The sequence below is a fragment of the Gordonia sp. i37 genome (assembly GCF_002043085.1).
In the GTDB taxonomy this organism is placed as follows: Bacteria; Actinomycetota; Actinomycetes; order Mycobacteriales; family Mycobacteriaceae; genus Gordonia; species Gordonia polyisoprenivorans.
Genome location: NZ_MVPX01000224.1, coordinates 1 through 25389 on the forward strand (window position 1 = coordinate 1; position 25389 = coordinate 25389).

Consider the following 25389-nt stretch of genomic DNA (forward strand, 5'->3'; position numbering starts at 1 on the left):
GGCGGGGGGGGGGGGGATCGTCTCCAGCATGCCGAGGAGGCGATCGAGCAGCGCCGGGTCAGCGCCGCGGTGCTCGAGCAGGATTCGGATGTCGGGTTCATCCTCGACGAGAACCGTTGCGGCGTAGGTGTTCTCGTCCTCGAGCTGGGGTCGGACCGCGCCGCGGGGAAAGCTCTCGAAGACGAGCAGCGTGTTGAACAGTTCCCCGAGCCCGGTCGCCGCGCCGATGTCACCGAGAGCGGTGTGGTGATGGGGGAGCAGGGCGAGCTGTTCCCGCTGGAGTCGGGTGATGAGCTCGACGACGGTCTCGGTGGGGTCGAGCCGGACCCGCACCGGGATCGTGTTGATCAGCATGCCGACCATCTCGTCGACACCGGGCAGTGCGGGATCACGGCCCGAGACCACCGCGCCGAAGACGACATCGTCGGAGTCGTCGAGGTCGGCGAGCACCAACGCCCACGCGACCTGGATGAGGGTGTTGACCGAGGCGCCCGCGGATCGTGCGGTGGTACGTAGCTGCCGCGACGCCTCGACACCGAGGGAGCGTGCGATCACCCGGGAACGGTGTGCGGCAACGGGATCGACCGGTACGAGGGTCGGTGCCCGCAGGCCAGTCAGCGCGCGACGCCATGAGTCCAGTCCGCTCGGCAGCGTCGTCCGCCACCGATGGAAGTCACTGATGGGAACGACCGGGTCGAGTGGTTCGCCGCGCAGCACGTGCACGATCTCGTCGACGACGCGGTGCAGGGACCATCCGTCGAGGGCCACGTGGTGGACCACCAGCAGCAGGTGTGCGGTACCGGCGCGCGAGTCGCGGGTCACGACCGCGCGCAGGGGAGGTGCGGAGGTCAGGGAGATCCCCTGCCGGCGCAGGGATTCGCGGAGGCCCTCGGGCCCCCCCGACTCGGCGGGATCGACGGTGTCGATCCGGATCTCGACCTCGGTGTGCACGCGGGCGACCGGCGCCCCGGTACGCCGTCGCGTGTAAGAGGTCCGCAGCATGGCGTGCCGGGCGATCACCGTCTCCAGCGCCGACCGTAGCGCCGAGTCGTCGACATCGCCGGAGTCGGCACCGGACGCGACGACGGCGAGGTCGAGATCGGCGATGATCAGATACGGGTCGTGGGAGTCGTGCTCGCGCGATCGCGTGGAGTGATAGACGATCGCCTCCTGCACCGCGGTCAGTGGCAACACGTCCTCGAGCACCGGCTTCGCCTGCGTGTCAACGCTTTCGGTGACGGCGCCATCTGTTGCCTCCGGAGCGCTCACAGCAGGTCCTCCCCGATCAGGTCGTCGAGCTCGTCGGCGTCGATCCCCGCGGTGGTGTACGCACGGGGTTGCAGGCGGTGCTCGTGTGGTGGTGTACCGCGCTCCGGATCGCCGCCCGGATCGGTGCCCGCCGATCGGGAGACGATCGACGCGACTGCCGCGAGCCGGGCGACGGTCGGATGGTCGAACACGTCGAGAGGGGTGAGACGCACACCTCCGACGGCTGCGCGGGCGACGACGCGAACGGCGGTGAGGCTGTCACCGCCGAGAACGAAGAAGTCGTCGTCGGCGCCGACGCCGGCAACCCCGAGCACCTCGCCGACGATCTCGGCGAGGATGCGTTCGGTGTCGGTGACCGGGGCCCGACCCTGACCGGCCAGAGCCTGAAAGTCCGGTGCGGGCAACGCAGTGCGATCGACCTTGCCGTTGGGGGTCAGCGGGATCGCCTCGAGCACCTGCACGGTGGCCGGGATCATGTAGTCCGGCAGCCGCCGGGCCAGATGTGATCGCAGCGCCGACGCGTCGATCCCGGATTCTCCGGCGGGGGTCGCGTAGGCCACCAACCGGCCGTCACGCTCGACCACGACGGCGCGCTCGATCGAGTCATGTTCTGCCAGTGCGGTTTCGATGTCACCGAGCTCGACGCGGAAACCCCGGATCTTGACCTGGTGGTCGGTGCGGCCGAGGCATTCGATCTGCCCCGTGGCCCGGCTGTGTTCCGATGTCCTGCGGCGAGCCAGATCGCCGGTGCGGTACATGCGTGTCCCGGGCGCCCCGAACGGGTCGGCGAGGAAACGTGTGGCGGTGAGCCCGGCTCGTCGGTGGTATCCGCGGGCCAGTCCGGCGCCACTGAGGTACAGCTCGCCGATCGCGTCGTCGGGGACCGGGCGCAGGGTGGCGTCGAGGATGCGGACCCCGGTGTTGGCGATGGGCGAGCCGATCACGATCGCGTGTTCATCGACCACCGGTGCGGTGGTCGACCAGATGGTGGTCTCGGTCGGTCCGTACATGTTGCGTACCGATGCCGCCGCATCGAGCAGGCCGGCGGCAACCCGGGTGGGAAGTGCCTCCCCGCCGACGAGCACGTCGACCCCGCGTAGGGCCTCGGCGTGGTCTGAGTCCAACAGCGCCGACCACAACGACGGGGTGGCCTGCATGTGGTCGATGCGGTGGGTGCGCAGCAGCCCCGCGAGCCGCCCGGGATCGTGGACGTCGTCGGCGTCGGCGAGGACCACCGTCGCGCCCGCGGCAAGGGGGACAAGGGTTTCCAACAGGGCGATGTCGAAGGCGATGGTGGTGACCGACAACACCGATCGCCCCGGCCGATAGCCGATCTCGTCGATCATCGCGTCGGTGAAGTTGCGCAGTGCGCCGTGCCCGACGACGACACCCTTGGGGGTGCCGGTCGAGCCCGAGGTGTAGATCACGTAGGCGGGATCGCCGTCCCGACCGCCGGCACGGCCGGCACGCCGGGTCGACGAGGCGGTGTGCTCCCGAAGCCGACGGACACTCACCCCGGTGGGGCCCTCCTCGACGACGGCAACCGGGTCGGCGTCGGCGAGGGTCGCCGAGATCCGTTCGGCCGGAAAACCCGGGTCGAGCGGCAGGAATGCCGCGCCGCTGCGATGGACGGCGAGGAGTGCGACGACGAGATCCACCCCGCGGGGCAGCGCGACGGCGACGATGTCCTCGGCATCGAGTGCGCCGAGCTCGTCGGACACCGAGGCGATACGGGTGCGCAGTTCATGATGGTCGATGCGCGCCGCGCCACAGATGAGGGCGATCGCGTCCGCGGGTTGGGCGGCGATCCGATCGAGCAGAGATGTCGCGCCGATCGGGGTGCGGGTCCTGGCGTCCTCGTCGCGGATTCGGGCCGCGCGGCGCTCGTCGGCAGCGCCGTCCAGCGAGACCGCGCCGATGCCCGCGGTGGGCCCAGAATCGGGGCGCACGGAGTCGATGGTGCGGGCCGCCGCCTCGGCGAATTCGGCTATGCTGCCGAGGATTTCGTCGACGCGCCGTGGTGGGTACAGGTCGGCGTCGGCGTCGAGGACCAGTTCGAGATCGCCGTCGAGGTCGGCGGCGGTGATCGCCATGTCGACGAGCGGCCCCCGAGCCAGCGACCGCACGTCGGCGACATGCCCGCCGACGGTGACGGTCGCCGAGAACGGCTTGATGTTGAGCGTGGGACCGGTCGCGCCGTCGACGCCTCGTCGCCGCAGGTCCCGAACGATGTCCTCGCCACGGTATCGGGCGTGGGGTGAGACGGTACGCAGGCGGTCGGTGACCCCGGCAGCGATCTCGGCGATCGAGCGGTGTGCGGGCGTGTGGACGCGCAACGGAATCACGTTGACCGCCGAACAAGCGCAGTTGGCCACCGGGGAGCCGAGCCGGTTCATCATCGGGAAGCCGAGCACGACGTCGTCGGTGCCCGCGAGCCGACCGCAGAAGGCGGCGATGACGGCGGTCAGCATCGACGGATTCCGGGTCAGCGCGCCGCACGCGGGAATCACGCTGCGGCGGGTGTGGATTCGGGAGGCGACCCGATGTCCGCGCGGGCGGTCCGACAGTGTCAGCGGAGCCGTGATCCCGGTCAACTGGTCGGCCCAGAACGTGCGGTCGTCGGGGCCCGCTGCGTCGAATCCTGGTGCGTCGAATCCTGGTGCGTCGAGTCCATCGGGGAGGTCGGTGACCGATCGGAGGCGGCGCGGGTCGGCGGGATCGTCGTAGAGGTGGCCGATGCGGCGGGTCAGGAGGCCGAGTCCGTAGGCGTCGAGCACCAGATGGTGGGCCACGATGACCAGGGCGATCCGGTCGCCGGCACGCAGGATCTCGACCCGGGCGCAGGGGCCGGTCCGCGGATCGATGGACCCGGTGACGACGGTGCGTGCGTGTTCGAGTGGCGCGTCGGCGTCGGGTCGGAGCTCGACGCGGGTGACCGGCACCGGGTCCCCGAGGACGAAGTGCAGGCCCGAGCCCGGATCGGAGTCGGTGGCGGGGGTGGTCTCGACGAATCGGGCGCGGAGCAGATCGGCCTCCGTCACCGCCGCCGCGACGGCGGCGGTCAGCCTGTCCAGGTCGGGCGCGGAACGGAATTCGACGAGCTGACCGATCGTGAACACCGCAGACGCCCCGACCACCGACTGCGCAGCCCACAATCCCAATGCGGCCGCGGACGCGGGGTACGAAGGCTCGCGTGCGGCGAGATCGAGCTCAAGCATGATAGGAGAGCCTACCCTTGCTTAGGCGAGGATCATCACACGGGACGCCGACTCCGAGCGCGGGCGTAAATTAGGCCAGGCTAAGCTACTGTGGCGACCGCGGACGGTGCCTCGCTCACCGTACCGACCCACGATCCCACCGCATCCGGTGGCCGTACGAAGTGAGGATCTGCCCATGGCATCTGTGGATGCAGTTGTGACCCGCGACCGGATCATCGGCGACATCGCCGAGATCCTCGACGTTCCCGCCACCGAGATCACCGACGACACCAACGTCCTCGACATCGGCCTGGATTCGGTGCGATTGATGTCGCTGATCGAGCGGTGGCGCGCCGCAGGTGCGGTGCGCGCCGATCTGGTGTCCTTGGCCGCCGATCCGGTGGTCGGTTCCTGGGTACATGAACTGTCGATGGAGCAGGCCCGATGAGCGAGGTCACGACCGAGAGCGTCGACGTCGTCGTCGTCGGTGGCGGTCCGGGTGGGTCGACCACCGCCACGTTGCTGGCCAAGAGCGGCCGCCGCGTGATCCAGATCGAGAAGGAGACCTTCCCGCGGTATCAGATCGGGGAGTCGTTGTTGCCCTCCACGATTCACGGGGTGTGCAAGCTGCTGGGCTGCTATGAGAAGGTCCGCGACGCCGGCTTCATGCACAAGCGCGGCGGCAGCTTCCGGTGGGGCACCAACCCGGTGCCATGGAACTTCCTGTTCGCGATCTCCCCGGAATTCGCCGGCGAGGGCTCCTACGCCTACCAGGTTGAGCGGATGAAATTCGATCACATCCTGCTGGAGAACTCGGCCGAGAACGGCGTCGACGTTCGGCAGAACTGCCGCGTGAACGGCGTCGACACCGATGAGACGGGTCGGGTGACCGGGGTGCGCTACCTCGACGCCGACCGCGTCGAACACCACGTGCGGGCCCGGTTCGTCGTCGATGCCTCCGGCAACACGACCCGACTGTCCTCGCGCGCGGGCGGCGAACGCGTGTACTCCGAGTTCTTCCAGAACGTCGCGGTCTTCGGGTATTTCGAAGGCGGCAAACGATTCTCGGCGCCCGATGCGGGCAACATCCTCTGCGCGGCGTTCGACGAGGGCTGGATCTGGTACATCCCACTGTCGGACACGCTCACCAGCGTCGGGGTGGTCGTCGCGAAGGACAAGGCGCAGCATGTGCTCAACGCGCAGGAACAGACCTTGCAGCACTACATCGACCGGTGCGAGATCGTTCGCGACATGCTCGCCGACGCCACGCGGGTGACCGAGGGCACCTACGGCGAGATCCGGATCCGCAAGGATTACTCGTATGCCAATACCCGCTTCTGGGGCAACGGCATGGTGCTCGTCGGCGACGCCGCATGCTTCATCGATCCGGTGTTCTCGACCGGGGTGCACCTCGCGACGTATTCCGGTGTGCTGGCTGCACGTTCGATCAACAGCGTGCTCGACGGCACGATGTCCGAGGAGCGTGCCTTCGGCGAGTTCGAGGGCCGCTACCGCCGCGAGTACGCCGTGTTCTACGAATTCCTCTCGGCCTTCTACGACATGGAGCAGTCCGAGGACTCGTACTTCTGGAAGGCGCGCAAGGTCACCAACTTCGACCGCAACGACATGACGGCCTTCGTCTCCCTCGTCGCCGGCGGCTACTCGGGAGAGGACGCACTGACCGACCCGTCGTCGATCGTCTCGCGATTCCGCCGGTCCTCCGACGCACTGACCGAGGCCGCCCGAGCCACCGGCGGTATGGACACCGACTCCGGCCAGCGGATGGGGCACATGTTCGGTGCGCCGGTGGTGCGTGAGGTGATGGAGGAGATGAACGCCCTGCAGGCACGGGGCGCGGTCGGCGACCGCGCGACCGAACCGCCGCTGCTCGAGGGCGGTCTGGTGCCCTCGGCCGACGGACTCGCGTGGGCCGAACCGGTACAGATCGCGGTCTGACCGGCCGTTCGCCCGCCGTCCCGACGGCTCAGCGGATACCGAGGGCGGCGAGGATCGTCGCGAACTTGGCGTCGGTCTCGGCGAGTTCGGTGTCCGGGTCGGAGTCGGCGACGATGCCGCCTCCGGCCCACGTGGTGATCTCCCGGCCGCCGGGAGCGATCTCGGCGCAGCGGATCGCGACCATCCACTCACCGTCACCGGCGACGATGGTGCCGTCGCGACCGCGTGTCGGGGCGCCGGCCCACCCGATCGCCCCGGCGTAGAAGCCCCGCCGGCCTTCGGTCGCGACGATGTGATCGCGGGCCAGGTCGGTGGGAGTGCCGCAGATTGCCGGAGTCGGATGGACGGCCATGGCGAGATCGAGGGCCGTGGTCGACGGGTCGGCGATCTCACCGCGGATCGGGGTGCCCAGATGCCACATCGTCGGCGTCGTCATGAGCTCGGGTTCGTCGGGCACGTCGAGCGTGCGGCACAACGGGGCGAGCGCCGCCCGTAAGGCATCGACGACGAATCGGTGTTCGGTGCGATCCTTCGTCGAATTCGCCAGTGCCCGACCCTGTTCGGCGTCGAGCCGGGGATCGGTCAGGCGTGCCGACGAACCTGCGAGCGGATAGGCCGACACGATGTTGCCGCATTTGCGGATCAACACCTCCGGGCTGGCGCCGACCAGTTGGGAGAGCGAACCCGATGTCGGACCGGGAAGGTCGGTGACGAACACCGATCCCCGCGGATCGATGGCACGCAGTCGCGCGGCCACTTCCCACCCGGTCACCGGCACCGCGGAGTGGACCGTCAGGGCGCGTGCGAGCACCACCTTCGCCAGCGCGTCATGGGGGTCGGCGAGCCGGTCGATCGCCGCCGCGATCCGGCGACAATGGTCGGCCGGCGACGGCACGGCGGCCACGATGCGGGACTGAGCCACCGGTCGCCCGGCGCGGTGGTCACCGAGGGCGACCGTCTGCGGAATCCACCGACCGTGGTGCAGTTCGATCCGGTCGGGCGCGATGAGTGACACCTGCTCACGGATATCGAAGGGCAGGGCTCCGACCACTGCGGTCACCGCACCGTCGCGCAGCGCGGAGGCGGCCGCCTCCGCGCGGCGGTACACGGTGCTCCTCCCCATGCCGATCACGTGGTAGGTGTTGCGGCACAACAGAAAATGTGCGTCATCGGCGGTACCGGACAGCGCGGTCGCGGTGCCGAGGGCGTCGGGAGTGTGCTCGGCCGACGTCGGCGATGAGATCATCTCGCGTGTTCTCCGATCGGGATGGGTGAACGGTCGATCTGTGGCGATCGGGGTGGTCACCGGGCATGACGCGTCCGATTAACGGGCGCCTGGAGATTAGGTTAGACTTACCTTCTGAACGTCGGCAAAGGTGCCACCGGATGGCGCCGATCGGCGCGCCTGACCGGACCCGATATACCCGGGCCCGGGTCCGACAGCCCCGAGTCCCACAGCCCCGGCGAGGGAGTAGAGGAGTAGCGCGTGTGCAGTGAGCACCTTTCCACGGTGGACCTCGTCGGCATCGGGTTCGGTCCGTCGAATCTGGCGCTGGCCATCGCTCTCGAGGAGCACAATCGCACTGCCGCAAAGCCGATCACCGCGCAGTTCTTCGAGCGACGGGATCGATTCCAATGGCATCCCGGGATGCTGCTGCCGGGCGCCACCATGCAGGTGTCGTTTCTCAAAGATCTGGCCACACAACGGAATACGGCCAGCGACTACACGTTCTTGAAGTATCTTGCCGAGCGGGACCGGCTGACCGACTTCATCAACCTGCAGACCTTCTTCCCGCTGCGCTCGGAGTTCCACGACTATCTGCAGTGGGCAGCGGCGCGAGTGTCGATACCCGTGCAGTATTCGTCCGAGGTCACCTCGGTGCGCTGGCACGACGGCGCCTTCGAGGTGAGGACCCCGACGGCCGCGTGTCGCGCCCGACATCTGGTGCTCGGCGGTGGAATACGCGCCAAGCTGCCCGCTGGCGTGGTCGCCGGTCGACGGGTCTTCCACAATCACGACGTACTCGATCGCTTCGCCGAGCTACCCGAGAGCACTCACGGAGCGTTCGCGGTGATCGGTGCCGGTCAGAGCGCCGCCGAGGTGACCGCGTTCCTGCATCAGGAAACCGACGCGCAGGTGCATGCCGTCTTCGCCAAATACGGTTACACCCCGGCCGATGACAGCCCCTACGCCAATCGGATCTTCGATCCCGGTGCCGTCGACGACTACTTCGCGGCGCAACCCGCCTGGCGTGAGCGCATCCTGACCTACCACCGCGGCACCAACTACTCGGCCGTCGATCCGGAACTCATCAACGAGCTGTATCGACGCGAATACACCGAACGGGTCGACGGGCACCGACGGTTGTTCGTCCACGGTTGCACCGAGGTACTCGACGTCGCCGAGACCGACGACGCGGCCCGTCTGCGGGTGGTGAACCGGATGAACGGTGAGGAGCTCGAGATCCTTTGTGATGCCGTGGTATTCGCCACCGGCTTCGAACCGACATCGATCGGTGACATGCTCGGCGACCTCGGACGGTTCTGCCATGCCGATGTCCATGGGCGACCGGTGCTCGACCGCAGCTACCGGCTGCGCACCGATCCCGAGGTGACCGGCGCCATCTACGTGCAGGGCAACTCCGAGCACACCCACGGGCTGACCGCGACCCTGCTGTCCAACGTCGCGGTCCGCTCCGGGGAGATCGTCGAATCGCTGTCCGCACGCGTGGATGCGGTGAACGGAACGGGGCGCCGGGCCGCGGTTCTGTAGTTCGCTGCGCGGATCGGCGGATCCTGCCTAGCGGTTGATCAGCGGCGCGAGGGTCCGACCGAGCAGGTCGACCCGGCCGGGGATATGGCCGTTGGCGGGTGCGTTGACCGTGACCCCGTCGATCCCCGTGTCCAGCAGTGCCGAGAAGCGTTGCGCGACCTCCTCCGGCGAGCCGATGATCGCGCCGCCGCGACGTGCCTCGGCACGCGGGTTGCGGGCGACATAGGCGTCGAACTCCTGCTGCGCCTGCTCGTGGGTCGGAGCCACGCACGCCGAGGTCTGCAGGGTCACGACGATCTCGGAGCGATCGCGGCCGAGGCGCTCGCAGTGCTGCGCCAGGGCATCGAGTTTGCGACCGATCTCATCGACCCCGCAGATGAGGTTGGATTCGTCGGCATACTGGGCGACCATGCGCAGCGTCTTGCGCTCACCACCGCCACCGATCATCACCGGGATCCGATTCAGCGGGGCGGGGGAGTTCACGGCGTCGCTGACCTGATACCACTTGCCCGCCAGGCTCGGCCGCTCACCGCGCAGCATGGGCAGGATGATCTGCAGCGCCTCCTCGAGTTTCTCGAACCGATCGGTGAACGTACCGAACTCGTAACCGAGGGAGTCGTGTTCGAGCGCGAACCAACCCGCGCCGATGCCGAGTTGGGCACGGCCCGCCGACACCAGATCGAGGGCGGTGACGATCTTGGCGAGCAGGGTGGGATTGCGGTAGGTGTTGCCGGTGACGAGAGCCGACAGCCGTACCCGGGAGGTGTGCTGGGCCAGCGCGGCGAGCAGTGTGTAGCACTCGATCATCGGTTCGTCGGGTTCACCGAGCATCGCGAGTTGATAGAAGTGGTCCATCACGAGAACGGTGTCGAAGCCGGAGTTCTCCGCCTCGACGGCCTGCGCGGTGATCGTGGGGAAGAGTTGATCGGGTGCGGTGTCGGGATAGGTGAAGTTCGGGATCTGGTATCCGAGGCGGGTCACCGCGCCAACGCTACGCTCCCGTGGCCGGGTTGCCCACGCGCCGGGCGAGCGTCGCGACCGTCTCGATGAGGTCGTCGAAGACGCGATCGACGTCGGTGGCCGAGGCCACCCGCACATTCGGTGCGCCACCCCACATCCCGCGTTCGTCGGCGACCGTCGTGCCGCGTGTCAGGGTGCCGGTCAGTTCCACCGCGACCCGGGCGGGACGGGTCTGCACCCATGACGGATCCAGCGCCACCATCGCCGCGAACGGGTCGTGCAGGTGGGCGATGTACCCCTCGTCGTGAGCATGGTGGAACTCCAGATAGAAACGCAGCGCGTCCATCACATGCCGGATGATCACATTGGTCGCCACGGACCGCGTGCCCGGTTCGTCGGTGGGGTCCGGGCACTCCAGCGGGGTACTCCCGGCCGCGGCGGCCAGCCGCACCGTGTGATCGGGGGTCAGGGCGATGGATTCGGTGAGGTCGAGTGGGCACACGATCGGTTCCGGCGCTCCGTCGGTGCCGAACGCCGCGAACACCTCGGCCGCGGCCTCGGGATCGACGGCCACATTCCATTCCGAGGTCGGCGTGGTGTTGCCGTGCACATGGAACGCCCCACCCATGATCACCAGTCGTCGCAACCGCACCGGCAGGTCGGGGTCGCGACAGATCGCGGTGGCCAGCGAGGTCATCGGCCCCGTCACGAGTCCGACGAGCTCGCCATCATGTGCCGCGGCCGCCTGTACCCACGCGTCCGCGGCGTCGAGTCCGGCGACGGTCTGCGTCGGGGTCGGCAGCTCGGCATAGCCCACCCCGAGCGGCCCATGGGTGTCCTCGGTGGTCATCAGGTCGGCAACCAGGGGGCCGGGCGCACCCTGATGGACTGCGATGTCCTCGCGGCCGCAGAGCGCGAGCCACGCGAGGTTGTTGGTGGCGACCACATCGGCCGGCACATTGCCGGCCGTACTGGCGATCCCGACGAGATCGACGTCGTCGCGGGCGAGCAGATACAGCAGGGCGAGCGAGTCGTCGATCCCGGTATCGCAGTCGAAGAACACACGGTGGGTCACCGCACCAGTCTCCCACCTGCCGGTGCTCACCCGCCCATTCCGGTGCATCCACCACCGCTGCGCAGCGGGTTCGACGGATCGTGGGATTTCCGTACCGTCGGGGCATGGACCTTTCGACTCTCGGCGCGGCCCATGGCCCCATCACGCAGCTCGCCTTCGAATGGACCGACACCAACCGAATGTGGCTGGTGGAACGGCCCATTCGCATCGTCTGCTACATCGTCGGGGCGCTGATCGTGCGGTGGGTCGCCCATCGCCTCATCGATCGCGCCACCCGTGGGAACCCCGACGGCGCCGACCGCAGGGCACCGGCCCTGATCCGGCATCTGCGCGAACGTTCGCCAACCGGGGCGAAGACCCCGGCTGCGACGAAAGCAGCTGTGGCACAGCGGCGTTATCAACGTGCACGCACCATCGGGTCGGTGCTGAAGTCGACGGTGTCGATCATCGTGCTGACCTGGGCGGCACTGGCGATCCTGTCGGTGCTCGGCGTCAACATCGCGCCGTTCATCGCCTCTGCCGGCGTGATCGGTCTGGCCGTCGGGTTCGGGGCGCAGAACCTGGTGCGCGACTTCGTGACCGGCGTGTTCATGCTCCTCGAGGACCAATACGGTGTCGGCGACACCGTCGATCTCGGTGAGGCCGTCGGCACGGTGGAAAGCGTCGGATTACGCATCACCACGGTGCGCGACGTGGACGGCACCCTCTGGTACGTCCGCAACGGTGAGATCGCCCGCGTGGGCAACATGAGCCAGGAGTACGCCGTGGCCCGGGTGGAGGTCCCGGTGTCACTGCGCGCCGACCTCGATCGCGCGCAGAAGGTCGCTCTCGACGCCGCGATGCGGGCCATCGGCGAGGACGAGACACTGGCCGCCGATGTGGTCGACGAGCCGCGGATGCTCGGGGTGCAGGAGGTCGCGTCGGATCGCGTGGTGCTGCGTCTGACCGTGACGACCCGACCGAACGCGCAGTGGGCGGTGCAGCGCCGACTGCGCCGGGAGATCCTGCGGGCCTATGACGAACACGACATCGATCTGCCCTATGTCGGGGGCCGGACGCTCGTCGGCGCCGACGCCGACGGCTGAGCAGAAGCCACAGAACGATACGAGGTCCCCGGGGACCTCGTCTGGTGTGCGTGTCCGAGGGGGGACTTGAACCCCCACGCCCGTTAATAGGGCACTAGCACCTCAAGCTAGCGCGTCTGCCATTCCGCCACTCGGACTCGATTGTCAACCCGGCGTGCGAGGCGAGCTCTCACACCGGCGGCGATAACACTAACCGAGGTTGCCCCGGTATCCCAAATCCCGTAGGAGTGAGGGTGTGACCGAAGAGTCGAACACCCCGCGCGCCGTCGACGAGGTCGTCGACCTCGTCAGCACCTTGATCCGTTTCGACACCAGCAACACCGGAGAGCTGGAGACCACCCGAGGCGAGGAGGAATGCGCCAAATGGGTGGCGTCGATGCTCGAGGAGGTGGGCTACACCACCCAGTACGTGGAGTCGGGTCAACCCGGTCGCGGCAACGTCTTCGCCCGCCTGCCCGGACCCCCGGACTCCGATCGCGGAGCACTCCTGATCCACGGCCACCTCGATGTGGTGCCCGCCGAACCGGCCGACTGGAGCGTGCATCCCTTCGCCGGCACCGTCAAGGACGGCTACATCTGGGGCCGCGGTGCGGTCGACATGAAGGACATGGTCGGCATGGCGCTCGCACTCGCACGGCAGTTCCGGCGCGAGGGCACGACGCCGCCTCGCGAATTGGTCTTCGCCTTCCTCGCCGACGAGGAGGCAGGCGGGACCTGGGGAGCGCACTGGCTCGTCGAACACCGGCCCGATCTGTTCGAGGGCATCACCGAGGCCGTCGGTGAGGTCGGGGGCTATTCGCTGACGGTCGACCGGCCCGACGGAACCGAACGGCGGCTGTATCTGGTGGAAACCGCCGAGAAGGGGCTGGCGTGGATGCGGCTGACCGCCGACGCCACCGCCGGCCACGGGTCCTTCTTGCATGCCGACAACGCCGTCACCGAGGTGGCCGAGGCGGTCACCCGCATCGGCAGGCACACCTTTCCGCTCGTGATGAGTGAATCGGTCGCCGAGTTCTTGGCCGCGGTGTCCGAGGAGACCGGTCTGGACCTTCGTCCCGACGCACCCGATCTGGAGACCTCGCTGTTCAAACTCGGCAGCCTGGCCCGGATCCTCGGGGCGACATTGCGGGACACGGCCAACCCGACGATGCTGCGGGCCGGATACAAGGCCAACGTGATCCCGCAGAAGGCCGAGGCCGTCGTCGACTGCCGCATCCTGCCCGGACGGCAGAAGGAGTTCGAGGCCGAGATCGATAGGCTCATCGGGCCGAATGTCACCCGGGAGTGGATCACCCACCTCGACTCCTACGAGACCACCTTCGACGGCGACCTCGTCGACGCGATGAACGCGGCGATCCTCGCCCACGATCCGGGCGCACGGACCGTGGCCTACATGATGTCCGGCGGCACCGACGCCAAGGCGTTTGCGAAACTCGGCGTCCGGTGCTTCGGTTTCGCTCCACTGCAGTTGCCCCGCGAACTGGATTTCGCCGCCCTGTTCCACGGCGTCGACGAGCGGGTGCCGGTGGATTCGGTCGTGTTCGGCACCAAGGTGCTCGAACACTTCTTGCTGCACAGCTGATCTGCGCGCACATACAGTGGGTCGGATAGCGCGCCGACCACGAGAAAGGTGATCCGATGTCGAACGTCGATCCGTACGAGTCGTTACCCGCCCTGCCGGGTTTCGAGGTGAGCTCCACCAGCTTCGACGATGGTGCGCCGCTGGCCAATCCGCAGGTGAGCGGCCTGATGGGAGCCGGCGGTCAGGACTCGTCGCCACAGTTGAGCTGGTCCGGATTCCCCAGCGACACCAAGAGTTTCGCGGTCACCGTGTACGACCCCGACGCGCCGACCGCGTCGGGATTCTGGCACTGGGCGGTCGCCGACATCCCGGTGTCGGTGACGAGCCTGCCCGAGGGAGCCGGTGACGACGAGGGGTCCGGTCTGCCGGCCGGGGCGGTGACACTGGCCAACGATGCGTCGTTGCGTCGATTCGTCGGTGCCGCACCGCCTCCCGGCCACGGCCCGCACCGCTACTTCGTGGTCGTGCACGCCGTCGACGTCGAGTCCCTCGGTTTGCCCGAGGGCGCCACACCCGCCTACCTGGGGTTCAACCTGTTCTCGCACGCCATCGCGCGGGCCACTCTCGTCGGCACGTACGAGCAGCCTGCAGAAGATATGTGACACAGAAGACATGTGACACAGCGGATATGTGACGCCGCAGTCAGTGCCGGCGCTCAGTGACGGGTGCCGGCCCCGACCGCCGCGGCGAGGTTCGGGTATCCGCCCGCCCGTACGCGGTCGGCGATCCCGGCGTTGATCCCGGCGACCCACACCGGGCCCCCGTAGATGAACGGGGTGTAGGCCTGCAGTAGGTCGGCGCCGGCCAGGATGCGTTCCCACGCCTGGTCGACGGTTTCGATGCCGCCGACGCTGATCAGCGAGATGCGGCCTCCCACACGGCCGTACAGCCGGCGGAGCACCTCGAGGGATCGTGCGGTCAGTGGTGCCCCGGACAGTCCGCCCGCGCCCATCGCCTCGACCTCGGCGGCCGGTGTGCGCAGGCCCTGCCTCCCGATGGTGGTGTTGGTGGCGACGATCCCGGCGAGCCCGAGTTCGACGGCCAGGTCGGCGACGGCGTCGATATCGGTGTCGGCGAGGTCGGGGGCGATCTTCACCAGTACAGGCACCGTCACCTCCTGGAGTACCGCTGCAAGGATCGGGCGCAGCGAGTCAACGGCCTGCAGATCACGGAGTCCGGGTGTGTTCGGTGAGCTGACGTTGACCACCACGAAGTCGGCGTGGGGTCCGAGAAGCCGTGCGGACAGCCGATAATCGTCGACGGCCTCGTCGACGGGCACCACTTTGGTCTTGCCGATGTTGGCGCCGATCGGGACGCGCACCGGCCCGGGGCGGGCCGCTCGTAGGTGGTCGGCGGCGACCTCTGCACCGGGATTGTTGAAGCCCATCCGGTTGATCAGCGCGCGATCGCGTGGCAGTCGGAACAACCGTGGAGCGGGATTGCCCGGTTGTGCGCGACCGGTGATGGTGCCGATCTCGGCGAAGCCGAAACCCAGCTGCCCCCAGGCGTTCACGGCCGTGGCCGACTTGTCGAAGCCGGCGGCCAGTCCCAGCGGGGCGGGGAAGTCGACGCCGAACACCCGTTGCCGCAGGATCGGGTCGTGCCGTGCGAGCAGACGCGCCGACAGTGCGCGCAGGGCAGGCCCGCGCATCGTGGCGACGATGGTGGCCGAGATGATGCGATGGATGCGTTCGGGCGGGAGCAGGAACATCAGGCGCAGCAGCACCGGATACAGTGCCCGATTGAGGCGGGTCAGCATGCCCGGGCGCCGTGCTCGGGGTGCGCATGGTCTGACTGAGAACCATTGGGGGACAAGCTATTCCGAGTATTCTCGGTGCCGGTGCCGGTGCCGGTGCCGGTGCCGTTGCCGGCACCATGATCGCGCGGCGCCCGCCGACGCTTCAGCAGCACCTTGCGGGTGCCGTCGGAATACAGCCGCACGCGGGACAGTTCCCACCCGCCGAATTCGGCCTCCAACGACAACCGCATCGACGCGGTGACGCGGGTGACGTCCGGGGGTAGTCGCACCAACAGACACTCGTAGTCCTCGGAGGTGACCTCCCAGCCGCGCGGATAGCGTGCCCCGTTGCGCACGCCCGCGCGTCCCGATCCGACGGATACCTGCCCCGGCCGCCTCGTCATCGGGCGGCTCCGGTGGTTGCGGGAGCGGTGGTCGCCGAGGTGGGCGCGGCACCGGTCGCGGTGGGCGGCACCAGCGCACCGCCGGTCTGTGCAGCTGTCGTGACCACCTGGATTCCTCCGTCTCGGGCCGAGAGCACGAACACCGTCCCGCTCGCGTCGTCGACGACGATCGCATCCGGTTGGGCGACCGCGGCGAACCGATGCTTCTCGGCCGGTTCGCCGGTGGCGAGGTCATAGGCCACCACTTCGTTGTTGCCCGTCGTCGAGACCCACAGGAGATTGCGGGCGTCGTCGTAGTCTACGGCGTAGGGGCCATCGGACACCGGATAGCGGAACCGCATCACCAGCGGTGATCCGAAGAATCCGACGATCTCGTCGTCCCGGGTGTTGGCCACGAGCACGCGACCGTAGTGGTCGACGGCGGAGTTGGTGGCACCGTTTCCGGCTCGAAGCGCCGGCCCGAGATCACCGTTGCCCAGATCGACGGGGGTCACCGAGGATTGCGCGCGGTCGAGTACCACGACCTGCTCGCCGGGTAGATCGGCGCCCGGTGGCGAGACGGTGATGTCGTCGACGCGGACGAATCCGGCGATGTCACGTTGTTGGGCCAGATCGCGATCGAGGACGAGAACGTGGCCGTTCTCCGTGCCGACCAGGGTGCGACCGTCGGGGGTGCGGGCCAGGGCGCTGGGGTTCTCGGTGCGCAGGACGTCGCTGCGCACCTGACCGTCGGGGCTGATTCGCACGACGTGGCCCGGGCCGACACCGATGAAGCCGCCGTCACCGGTGCCCACGAGGTGGGTGAGCGCGGGGGTTGCGACGGATGTCGCTGTGGGAAGTGCCCCGGGAGTCGCCGACGCGGCTGCGGTCATGGCCGACTCGTCGAAGCGCAGGACGGCGGTGCCGCCGGGACCGATCACCGCCAAGCGCCCGTCCGACAGCGCGGGCGACGCGGATCCGGCGGGGGTGGGGACGGTCACGCCGGCGGGCGTGCGTGGTACACCCGGCGGTGCGGGACTCGCGGATGCCGGGGTGACGGTGGCCACATCTGTGGGGGTCTGCGAACCGCTGGAGGAGTTGCATCCCGCGACGACGAGTGCGGCCGCGGCGAGCGGGACGAGCAGACCGATGGTCCGGCGAGCGCTGGTACGGGCCGTGGCGCGGGATCGACTGGCAGACATGCCACCCATCTTGCACACACCCCCGTGGGGTCCGGTCGCCGCGGGTCGGCAGTGGCGCCGGAACCCTGACGGTTCTCGGTATCGAGGGGATCGGACAAATCCCGCGTAGCATCGACCGCCGTGACCGACACCATGACGTGGGCCCAGTCGATCGTCCTCGGCGCCATCCAGGGCCTCACCGAATTCTTGCCGATCTCGTCCTCGGGACACCTGCGCATCGCCTCGGAATTGATGTTCGGGGAGGATGCCGGGGCGTCGTTCACCGCGGTGACCCAGCTGGGCACCGAGGCCGCGGTGCTCGTCTTCTTCGCCCGTGACATCGCCCGGATCGTGCTCGCGTGGTTTCGCGGGTTACTCGCCCGCGACGAGCGTGGGCTCGATTACCGCGTCGGGTGGTACGTGATCCTCGCGACCATCCCGATCGGTCTGATCGGTTTCCTGCTCAAGGACGAGATCCGTTCGGCGGCCCGCAATCTGTGGCTGGTCGCGACGGTGCTGATCCTGTTCTCGGGGGTGTTCTGGCTGGCCGAACGTCTCGCGACCCAACGCCGCTCGATGGAGCAGTTGACGCTGCGTGACGGGATCGTCATGGGTCTGGCGCAGTGTCTGGCGCTGGTTCCGGGCGTCTCCCGGTCGGGGGCGACGGCCAGCGCAGGCCTGTTCCTCGGGCTCGAACGCGAGGCCGCGTTCCGCTTCTCGTTCCTGCTCGCCATCCCGGCGGTGCTGGCGTCGGGACTGTTCAGCATCCCCGACGCCATCCATCCGACCGGTGGCGGGATGGAGGCCGCCGGAGCTCAGTTGGTGGTGGCCACCCTCGTCGCGTTCGTGCTCGGCTATGTCTCGATCGCCTGGCTGCTGCGCTTCGTCAGCCACCACTCGATGAACTGGTTCGGCGGCTATCGGGTCATCCTGGGTCTCGTCGTGATGGGCCTGTTGGCCAGCGGTGTCATCGACGCCACATGACACGGTGTCATCGACGCCACATGACACGGTGTCATCGACGCCACATGACCTGGAGCCGTCAGCTCGCCCACCGGGACCGATGTGCTGTGTTTCCTGCGGATGCATAAGGTTGGGGCATGACCGTGATCCTCGTGCGCCACGGACGTTCCACGGCCAACACCTCCGGGGTGCTCGCGGGACGCACTCCCGGCGTGGCCCTCGACGACAAGGGCCGGGGGCAAGCCGCCGAGCTCGTCGACCGTCTGCAGCCATGTCTGGCCGCGATCACCGCGGTCGCCCGGTCACCACTGCAGCGGTGCGCCGAGACGATGGGCCCGCTGCTGGCCGCTCTGGCCGACGCGGGACACGATGTGCCGGAGGTCGTCGTCGACGATCTCGCGGAGGTCGATTACGGTGCGTGGACGAACCGCACGATCGGCGAGTTGCTGAAGGAGCCACTGTGGAGAACCGTGCAGCAGCATCCGTCTGCAGCGGTCTTTCCCGACGGTGAGGGCCTGGCCACCGTGCAGGCACGGGCGGTCGCGGCGGTTCGTGCTCTCGACCGCGAGTACGGCGGGTCGGACGGGGCCGGGGTGTGGGTGGCCTGTTCGCACGGCGATGTGATCAAGGCGATCGTCGCCGATGCCATGGGGATGCATCTCGATTCGTTCCAACGCATCGTCGTCGAGCCCGCCTCGGTGAGCATCATCCGCTACGGCGATACCCGGCCCTACGTGCATACGGTGAACTCGACGAAGACCTTGTCGGTGCCAATCCGGCCACCGGCGTCCAACGATGCGGTGATCGGCGGCGACACCGGTTCCGACGACGCGAGCCCACCACCATCTGCCGGGCCCGCCGACATCGAACCGCAGCCGGAGGCACCGGTGGCCGCGGGGACCGGCCGGGACGGATAATGACCACACAGCGTAAGGAGGTGGGTGATGTCACGAGCGATACACGTGTTCCGCAGTCCTGACCGATTCGTCGCGGGTACCGTCGGGCAGCCCGGTGACCGCACGTTCTACCTCCAGGCCGTGCACGAGGCGCGCATCATCAGCGTCGTCCTGGAGAAGCAGCAGGTCCAGATTCTCGCCGAACGGATCGGCGCCCTGCTCGAGGAGATCCATCGGCGTTTCGGGACCCCGATTCCGCCGGAGGCCGAGCAGGTCAACGACCTCAGTCCGCTCGTCATGCCCGTCGATGCCGAGTTCCGGGTCGGCACCATGGGGCTGGGGTGGGATGCCGAATCCGAGGCGGTCGTGGTGGAGTTGCTCGCCATCACCGAGGGCGAGTTCGACGAGAGCGTGGTCCTCGACGCCACCGACGAGGGCCCGGACGCGGTGCGCGTGTTCCTCACGACGCGCGCCGCCCGCGAGTTCGCCGCCCGATCCACCCGGGTGATCTCGGCGGGCCGACCCCCGTGCCCGCTCTGTGGCGAACCGCTCGACGACCAGGGGCACCTCTGTGTACGGACCAACGGCTACAAGCGTGATGCCGAACTGAGCAAGTCGCTGGACTTCATCGATCCCGAGGTGTTCAACGGGCTCACCGACGGTCCGCCGCTGCTCGGTGACGACGAGAACCCGCCGTCCGACGACCCGGGCGGCGACAGCAGCGACGATCCCGACGCAGGTCCGGAGGGTGGCTCCCGATGACCGCGGTGGCGGTGTCGTGACCGAGCGCCGGACCGAGCACCAGCGCGCGGCCGCGCCATGAGCGCCGTGGGCGCTTCCGGTGTGCCGCAACCCGATTCGCACCCGGAGTCGGGGGCCGACGCCGCCGATGACACCGATGTCGCCGAGGATGCAGTGCTGCGCGCTGGCGAACTCACGATCATCGGCCGCATCCCGACGGCCAGCAACGCCACCCTGGTGTGCGACGCCGTCGTCGGCGACCGCGCGGTGCGATGTGTCTACAAGCCGGTGCGCGGCGAGATCCCCCTGTGGGACTTCCCCGACGGCACCCTGGCCGGACGAGAAGTCGCGTCCTATCTGATCTCGCAGTCGCTGCGATGGGACGCGATCCCGACGACCGTGCTGCGCGATGGACCGCTCGGGGTGGGGATGGTGCAACGGTGGATCGACACCCCGGACCCCGATGACCCCGAATTGCCGGCTCCGAGAATCGATCTGGTGGATCTTTGTCCGCCCGACGCGGTGCCCGACGGATATCGGTCCATCCTGCGTGCCCTGGACGGGCGGGGAGAACCGGTCGAATTGGTGCACGCCGATGATCCGCGTCTGCTGCGTATGGCCGTGCTCGACGTGCTCCTCAACAACGCCGACCGCAAGGGCGGTCACGTGCTCGAAGGGCTCGACGGCGGGGTGTACGGCGTCGATCACGGCATCTGCCTGCACAGCGAGGACAAACTGCGCACGGTGCTGTGGGGTTGGGCGGGCGAACCCGTTCCGGCGCACCTGCTCGCCGATGTCGTCGGCCTCGCCGAGGCACTGGAAACCACGTCGTCGACGTTGCGCACCGACCTGGCCCGGCACATCACCGTCGACGAAATCGACGCGTTGACCATCCGCGCACTGGTTCTCGCCGAGACCGAGACCATGCCGCTTCCGCCGGGCCATCGGCCCATTCCCTGGCCCCCGTTCTGAATCGTCGCCGCGCCCACCCGCGTCGATGACCCGTGGCCCCCGTCCGCGATCCCTGGCGAGCCCGCCATACAGTGGACGCATGCATTCGTGGCCCGATCCCGCGGTTCCCGCCGTCCCCGGCGCCGGACCCGCGCTCCGACTCTTCGACACCGCGGGCGCCGCGGTCCGCCCCGTCGCCCCGGGCCCCACGGCCACCATGTACGTGTGCGGGATCACCCCGTACGACGCCACCCATCTGGGGCACGCCGCAACGTATCTGACTTTCGACATGGTCAATCGCGTGCTGCGCGATCAGGGCCACGACGTGCACTACGTGCAGAACATCACCGACGTCGACGACCCGCTCTTCGAGCGCGCCGAGCGCGACGGAGTGGACTGGCGCGACCTCGGCAGTGAGCAGATTCAGCTGTTCCGCGACGACATGACCGCGCTACGGGTGCTCCCACCTCGCGACTACATCGGCGCGATGGAATCGGTCGGCGAGGTCGTGGAGATGGTCGGCAAACTCCTGGCCTCGGGGGCGGCCTACGTCGTCGACGATCCCGAATTCCCCGACGTCTACTTCCGCATCGACGCCACCGAGCAATTCGGCTACGAGTCGGGATACGACCGGGAAACGATGCTGCGGTTCTTCGCCGAACGCGGGGGGGACCCGGATCGCGCGGGCAAACGGGATCGGCTCGACGCGGTGCTGTGGCGTGCCGAACGACCTGGCGAACCCGCCTGGGATGCGCCGTTCGGGCGTGGACGGCCCGGCTGGCACATCGAGTGTTCGGCGATCGCACTGAACCGGCTCGGCATCGAGTTCGACATCCAGGGCGGCGGCAACGACCTGATCTTCCCGCATCACGAGTTCTCTGCCGCGCACGGCGAGGCATTGACCGGATCCCGGCGCTTCGCACGGCATTACGTCCACACCGGCATGGTCGGACTCGACGGTGAGAAGATGTCCAAGAGCCGTGGCAACCTCGTTTTCGTCTCACGGTTGCGGGCGCAGGGTGTCGACCCGGCCGCGATCCGGCTCGCACTGCTCGCCGATCATTATCGCGGCGACCGGATGTGGACCGATGCCGTCCTGACGATCGGCGCCGAGCGGCTCGCGCGCTGGCGACGTGCCGTCACAGGCGGCAAGGGCCCCGACGCGACGCCGGTGATCGAGCGGATTCGCGTGCATCTCGCCGACGACCTCGACACCCCCAAGGCCCTCGACGCGGTCGACGGTTGGTGTCGTGACGTGGAGCAGGGGATCGGCGGTGACACCGCGGCGCCGGAGGCGCTTGCCACCGCGGTCGACGCGCTGCTCGGTGTGAGCCTGGCCTGACTGCTCCGCCCGACCCGTCGAAGGCGACCTCGGGTGGTTGTCGGGGCCGCCGGGTGAGTAAGGTTTGCGCGTGGCTCGTGTGCAGGAGATCAATCCCGACACCGCAACCGGGGTGTGGACCGTGCAGACCCGGACGTCGACCTACCTCATCGACTTCGATGAGATGACGCTGCTGCGCGCACCCGGTGTGGGCAGCACCGACAGCGAGGAGTGGGCGGTGAGCACGCTGCGCCGCGACTCCGAGGACATCCCGCTGCTCGGGGTGAAGTCCTGCCGGGTCGGGGAGTCCGCACAGTTCTGGGTGCGTGCCGCCGACGACCCCGACGTCCGGACGTGGCGGATCACCACGCCGGTCGTGTCGATCGAACGGATCGGCTGAGCCTCAGCCGCCGAACGACCCGGGCCCGCCGCGTCTCTTGAGGTAGCGCTCGAACTCCGCGGCCAGTGCGTCCCCGTCGATCTTGGCCATCACCTCGTCGGTGTCGATCTCGGCGTCGCCGCGCTCCTCGAGCCCCCGGACGTAGTCGGCGATCTCCTCGTCGTCCTCGGTCATCTCGGTGACCGCCTGCTCCCACTCCTCGGCCTGCTCGGGCAGCGTGCCCAGCGGCACCTCGATGTCGAGCACCTCCTCGACGCGGTTCAGCAGCGCGACCGTCGCCTTCGGATTCGGCGGGGTCGAGACGTAGTGGGGGACCGCGGCCCAGAACGCCACCGCGGGCAGCCCGGCCTGCACGAACAGGTCCTGCAGCACCCCGGTGATGCCGGTGGGTCCCTCGTAGCGGCTCTCCGCGAGGTTGTATCGAGCGGCCGCCTCACTGCTGTAGGCACTGCCGGTGACCGGCACCGGTCGGGTGTGCGGGGTGTCGGCGAGCAGGGCGCCGAGCATCACGGTGGTCTCCACGTCGAGGGCTTCGGCGTAGGAGACGATCTCGGCGCAGAAACCACGCCACCGCATGTTGGGTTCGATACCGCGCACGAGTACGATGTCCCGGTCGGCCCCTTGCGGGCTGCAGTAGGAAATGGATGTGGTCGGCCAGTCGATTCGGCGGGTCACCCCGTCGATCTGTTTGATCGTCGGACGGTTCACCTGGAAGTCGTAGTAGTCGTCGGAGTCGATCTCTGCGAGCGGACGCGCGTCCCACATGAGCGCAAGGTGCTCCACGGCGCTGCTCGCGGCATCGCCGGCGTCGTTCCAGCCCTCGAAGGCGGCCAGCAGGATGGGTTTGCGCAAGCGGGGAAGGTTCGACATCTGCTCGGCGTTCACTGATCCAGCCTACGACCGAACCCAAGAGAGAGCGAACTACTCTGAACACCATGTCGTCGCACACGCCGAACCCGGGAAACCACGACACCACCTTCCTGTCGGCCATGGCGCGCCGCGTGTTGGTCGGCGACGGCGCGATGGGGACCATGCTGCAGGCAGCCGACCTCACACTCGACGATTTCGCAGGTCTCGAGGGTTGTAACGAGATCCTCAACGACACCCGGCCCGACGTCCTCGAGCAGATCCACCGGGCCTACTTCGAGGCCGGCGCCGATGCGGTGGAAACCAATACCTTCGGCTGCAACCTGTCCAATCTCGGCGACTATGACATCGCCGACCGCATCCGTGAACTGTCCTACAAGGGGACAGCGATCGCGCGGGGCGTCGCCGACGAGATGGGGCCCTCGGCCGACGGTACCGCCCGGTTCGTCCTCGGATCCATCGGTCCGGGAACCAAACTCCCGAGTCTCGGGCACACCACCTTCGGCGTGATCCGCGACGCCTACTTCGAGTGCGTCGCCGGCATGCTCGACGGTGGGGCCGACGCCGTCCTCATCGAGACCTCGCAGGATCTGCTGCAGGTCAAGGCCGCGGTGGTGGCCGCACGTGCGGCGATGGACGAGCTCGGCCGACGGATCCCGATCATCTCCCACGTCACCGTGGAGACCACCGGGACAATGCTGCTCGGCTCCGAGATCGGAGCGGCGCTGGCCGCCATCGAACCGCTCGGTGTCGACATGATCGGACTCAACTGCGCGACCGGGCCCGCGGAGATGAGCGAGCATCTGCGGTACCTGTCCCGCCACGCCCGGATCCCGGTGTCGGTGATGCCCAACGCTGGGCTGCCGCAACTGGGGCCCAACGGTGCGGAGTATCCGCTGCAGCCCGACGAATTGGCCTCGGCGCTCAGCACTTTCGTCGGTGAGTTCGGATTGGCCTTCGTCGGCGGCTGCTGCGGCACCACCCCCGAACACATCCGTCAGGTGGCCGCCGCGGTCGCCGAGGCCACCAAGGCCGATCGCGACCCGGCACACATCTCGGAGACGTCCTCGCTCTACTCCGCGGTTCCGTTCGATCAGGACGCCAGCTTCCTGGTGATCGGCGAACGCACGAACTCCAACGGCTCCAAGGCATTCCGTGAGGCGATGCTCGCCGAGGACTATCAGCGCTGCCTCGACATCGCCAAGGAGCAGACCCGCGACGGTGCACACATGCTCGACCTCAATGTCGACTACGTGGGCCGTGACGGTGCTGCGGACATGACCGCCCTGGCGAGTCGGTTCGCGACCTCGTCGACGCTGCCCATCATGCTGGATTCGACCGAACCGGAGGTCATCCGCGCCGGACTCGAGGCGCTCGGTGGCCGATGCGCGGTCAACTCGGTGAACTACGAGGACGGCGACGGGCCGGAGTCGCGCTTCTCGCGCATCATGTCACTGGTCGTCGAACACGGTGCCGCGGTGGTCGCGCTGACCATCGACGAGGAGGGGCAGGCGCGCACCGCGGACTGGAAGATCCGCGTCGCCGAACGTCTGATCGCCGACATCACCGGCAACTGGGGCCTCGCCGAGGAGGACATCATCCTCGACACCCTCACCTTCCCGATCTCGACGGGGCAGGAGGAGGTTCGCCGCGACGGCATCGAGACCATCGAGGCGATCCGCCGGCTGCACGAGGCGCATCCCGACGTCCACTTCACCCTGGGGATCTCGAACATCTCCTTCGGCTTGAACCCGGCGGCGCGGCAGGTGCTCAACTCGGTGTTCCTACACGAATGCGTGCAGGCCGGACTCGACACGGCGATCGTGCACGCGTCGAAGATCCTGCCGATGAACAAGATTCCCGACGAACAGCGCGACGTCGCACTCGATCTGGTCTACGACCGTCGCGGGGCGGCGGGCACACGCAGTGAGGGCCGCGAGGACTACGACCCGCTGCAGAAGCTGATGGAGTTGTTCGAGGGCGTCTCGGCGGCCTCGGCCCGCGAGTCGCGCGCGCAGGAGCTCGCACGCCTGCCGCTGTTCGAGCGGCTC

The 25389-nt window shown here is 68.4% G+C and carries 22 protein-coding genes and 1 tRNA gene; 13 read left to right on the forward strand and 10 right to left on the reverse strand.

Translation table 11 applies throughout. The features are described 5' to 3' along the window. Together B1964_RS10240 and B1964_RS10245 are read right to left on the reverse strand one after the other, a co-directional pair. Positions 1–1269 (reverse strand): condensation domain-containing protein (locus tag B1964_RS10240; protein WP_253193948.1); only part of this gene is annotated, 1269 nt, incomplete at its 3' end. Beyond that, complete coding sequence (locus B1964_RS10245) at positions 1266–4487, reverse strand: non-ribosomal peptide synthetase (RefSeq protein ID WP_079929689.1); 3222 nt, start codon at positions 4485–4487, stop codon at positions 1266–1268. The genes B1964_RS10245 and B1964_RS10240, both read right to left, overlap by 4 nt. Positions 4488–4662: 175 nt before the next feature. Here B1964_RS10245 and B1964_RS10250 point away from each other — a divergent pair, with 175 nt between their 5' ends. Together B1964_RS10250 and B1964_RS10255 are read left to right on the forward strand one after the other, a co-directional pair. Then, positions 4663–4914, forward strand: a complete 252-nt coding sequence (locus tag B1964_RS10250) for a phosphopantetheine-binding protein (protein WP_079929701.1) — start codon at positions 4663–4665, stop codon at positions 4912–4914. Continuing rightward, complete coding sequence (locus B1964_RS10255) at positions 4911–6422, forward strand: tryptophan 7-halogenase (protein WP_079929690.1); 1512 nt, start codon at positions 4911–4913, stop codon at positions 6420–6422. The genes B1964_RS10250 and B1964_RS10255 overlap by 4 nt, the downstream gene beginning before the upstream one ends. A gap of 28 nt (positions 6423–6450) precedes the next feature. Here the strand turns inward: B1964_RS10255 and B1964_RS10260 are convergent, their stop codons facing one another. After that, positions 6451–7668: a chorismate-binding protein gene (locus B1964_RS10260; protein WP_079929702.1), complete on the reverse strand. Its 1218-nt coding sequence runs from the start codon at positions 7666–7668 to the stop codon at positions 6451–6453. A gap of 240 nt (positions 7669–7908) precedes the next feature. Between B1964_RS10260 and B1964_RS10265 the strand changes: the two genes are divergently transcribed. Next, complete coding sequence (locus B1964_RS10265) at positions 7909–9195, forward strand: SidA/IucD/PvdA family monooxygenase (RefSeq protein WP_079929691.1); 1287 nt, start codon at positions 7909–7911, stop codon at positions 9193–9195. Between the two features lie 27 nt (positions 9196–9222). Here B1964_RS10265 and B1964_RS10270 read toward each other — a convergent pair whose 3' ends face one another. Together B1964_RS10270 and B1964_RS10275 are read right to left on the reverse strand one after the other, a co-directional pair. Continuing rightward, a complete protein-coding gene (locus B1964_RS10270; RefSeq protein ID WP_079929692.1) occupies positions 9223–10176 on the reverse strand; it encodes an LLM class F420-dependent oxidoreductase in 954 nt (317 codons plus the stop codon). Positions 10177–10186: 10 nt separating this feature from the next. Further along, on the reverse strand, positions 10187–11230 hold the full coding sequence (locus tag B1964_RS10275) for a nucleoside hydrolase (protein ID WP_079929703.1): 1044 nt from the start codon (positions 11228–11230) through the stop codon (positions 10187–10189). Between the two features lie 104 nt (positions 11231–11334). On the opposite strand from B1964_RS10275, the gene B1964_RS10280 reads away from it, so the two are divergent. Continuing rightward, positions 11335–12315 carry a mechanosensitive ion channel family protein gene (locus B1964_RS10280; RefSeq protein ID WP_172398803.1) on the forward strand — a complete coding sequence of 327 codons (981 nt, stop codon included), beginning with the start codon at positions 11335–11337 and terminating at the stop codon, positions 12313–12315. A 51-nt stretch (positions 12316–12366) separates the two neighbouring features. Here the strand turns inward: B1964_RS10280 and B1964_RS10285 are convergent. Continuing rightward, a tRNA-Leu gene (locus B1964_RS10285) sits at positions 12367–12452 on the reverse strand. A gap of 98 nt (positions 12453–12550) precedes the next feature. Between B1964_RS10285 and B1964_RS10290 the strand changes: the two genes are divergently transcribed. Together B1964_RS10290 and B1964_RS10295 are read left to right on the forward strand one after the other, a co-directional pair. Further along, positions 12551–13897 (forward strand): M20/M25/M40 family metallo-hydrolase, encoded by a 1347-nt coding sequence (locus tag B1964_RS10290; protein ID WP_079929694.1) that lies wholly within the window; start codon positions 12551–12553, stop codon positions 13895–13897. Positions 13898–13953: 56 nt separating this feature from the next. After that, positions 13954–14499, forward strand: coding sequence for a YbhB/YbcL family Raf kinase inhibitor-like protein (locus tag B1964_RS10295; protein ID WP_079929695.1), 546 nt, complete (start codon positions 13954–13956; stop codon positions 14497–14499). 53 nt (positions 14500–14552) lie between these two features. Here the strand turns inward: B1964_RS10295 and B1964_RS10300 are convergent, their stop codons facing one another. From B1964_RS10300 to B1964_RS10310, 3 genes are read right to left on the reverse strand one after another with little or no spacing between them, the layout of a single operon-like run. After that, a complete protein-coding gene (locus B1964_RS10300) occupies positions 14553–15656 on the reverse strand; it encodes a quinone-dependent dihydroorotate dehydrogenase (protein ID WP_079929696.1) in 1104 nt (367 codons plus the stop codon). After that, positions 15650–16039 carry a DUF5703 family protein gene (locus tag B1964_RS10305; protein ID WP_079929697.1) on the reverse strand — a complete coding sequence of 130 codons (390 nt, stop codon included), beginning with the start codon at positions 16037–16039 and terminating at the stop codon, positions 15650–15652. The genes B1964_RS10300 and B1964_RS10305 overlap by 7 nt, the downstream gene beginning before the upstream one ends. After that, positions 16036–17229, reverse strand: coding sequence for a hypothetical protein (locus B1964_RS10310; protein WP_253193949.1), 1194 nt, complete (start codon positions 17227–17229; stop codon positions 16036–16038). The genes B1964_RS10305 and B1964_RS10310 overlap by 4 nt, the downstream gene beginning before the upstream one ends. A gap of 111 nt (positions 17230–17340) precedes the next feature. Here B1964_RS10310 and B1964_RS10315 point away from each other — a divergent pair, with 111 nt between their 5' ends. The 6 genes from B1964_RS10315 (at position 17341) to B1964_RS10340 (ending at position 22471) form a co-directional block, all read left to right on the forward strand. Next, positions 17341–18183, forward strand: a complete 843-nt coding sequence (locus B1964_RS10315; protein WP_006370137.1) for an undecaprenyl-diphosphate phosphatase — start codon at positions 17341–17343, stop codon at positions 18181–18183. Positions 18184–18299: 116 nt separating this feature from the next. Next, positions 18300–19079 carry an MSMEG_4193 family putative phosphomutase gene (locus B1964_RS10320; RefSeq protein ID WP_079929699.1) on the forward strand — a complete coding sequence of 260 codons (780 nt, stop codon included), beginning with the start codon at positions 18300–18302 and terminating at the stop codon, positions 19077–19079. Positions 19080–19106: 27 nt separating this feature from the next. Beyond that, positions 19107–19820 carry a DUF3090 domain-containing protein gene (locus B1964_RS10325; RefSeq protein ID WP_079929700.1) on the forward strand — a complete coding sequence of 238 codons (714 nt, stop codon included), beginning with the start codon at positions 19107–19109 and terminating at the stop codon, positions 19818–19820. A 57-nt stretch (positions 19821–19877) separates the two neighbouring features. Further along, positions 19878–20771 carry an SCO1664 family protein gene (locus B1964_RS10330; protein WP_006370140.1) on the forward strand — a complete coding sequence of 298 codons (894 nt, stop codon included), beginning with the start codon at positions 19878–19880 and terminating at the stop codon, positions 20769–20771. A gap of 79 nt (positions 20772–20850) precedes the next feature. Continuing rightward, positions 20851–22092: a cysteine--1-D-myo-inosityl 2-amino-2-deoxy-alpha-D-glucopyranoside ligase gene (gene mshC / locus B1964_RS10335; protein WP_006370141.1), complete on the forward strand. Its 1242-nt coding sequence runs from the start codon at positions 20851–20853 to the stop codon at positions 22090–22092. A 70-nt stretch (positions 22093–22162) separates the two neighbouring features. Further along, complete coding sequence (locus tag B1964_RS10340) at positions 22163–22471, forward strand: hypothetical protein (protein ID WP_006370142.1); 309 nt, start codon at positions 22163–22165, stop codon at positions 22469–22471. Between the two features lie 3 nt (positions 22472–22474). Here B1964_RS10340 and B1964_RS10345 read toward each other — a convergent pair whose 3' ends face one another. Further along, positions 22475–23356, reverse strand: coding sequence for a PAC2 family protein (locus B1964_RS10345; RefSeq protein WP_006370143.1), 882 nt, complete (start codon positions 23354–23356; stop codon positions 22475–22477). 50 nt (positions 23357–23406) lie between these two features. Here B1964_RS10345 and B1964_RS10350 point away from each other — a divergent pair. After that, the coding region (locus B1964_RS10350; protein ID WP_172398804.1) for a homocysteine S-methyltransferase family protein at positions 23407–25389 on the forward strand (1983 nt) is incomplete at its 3' end.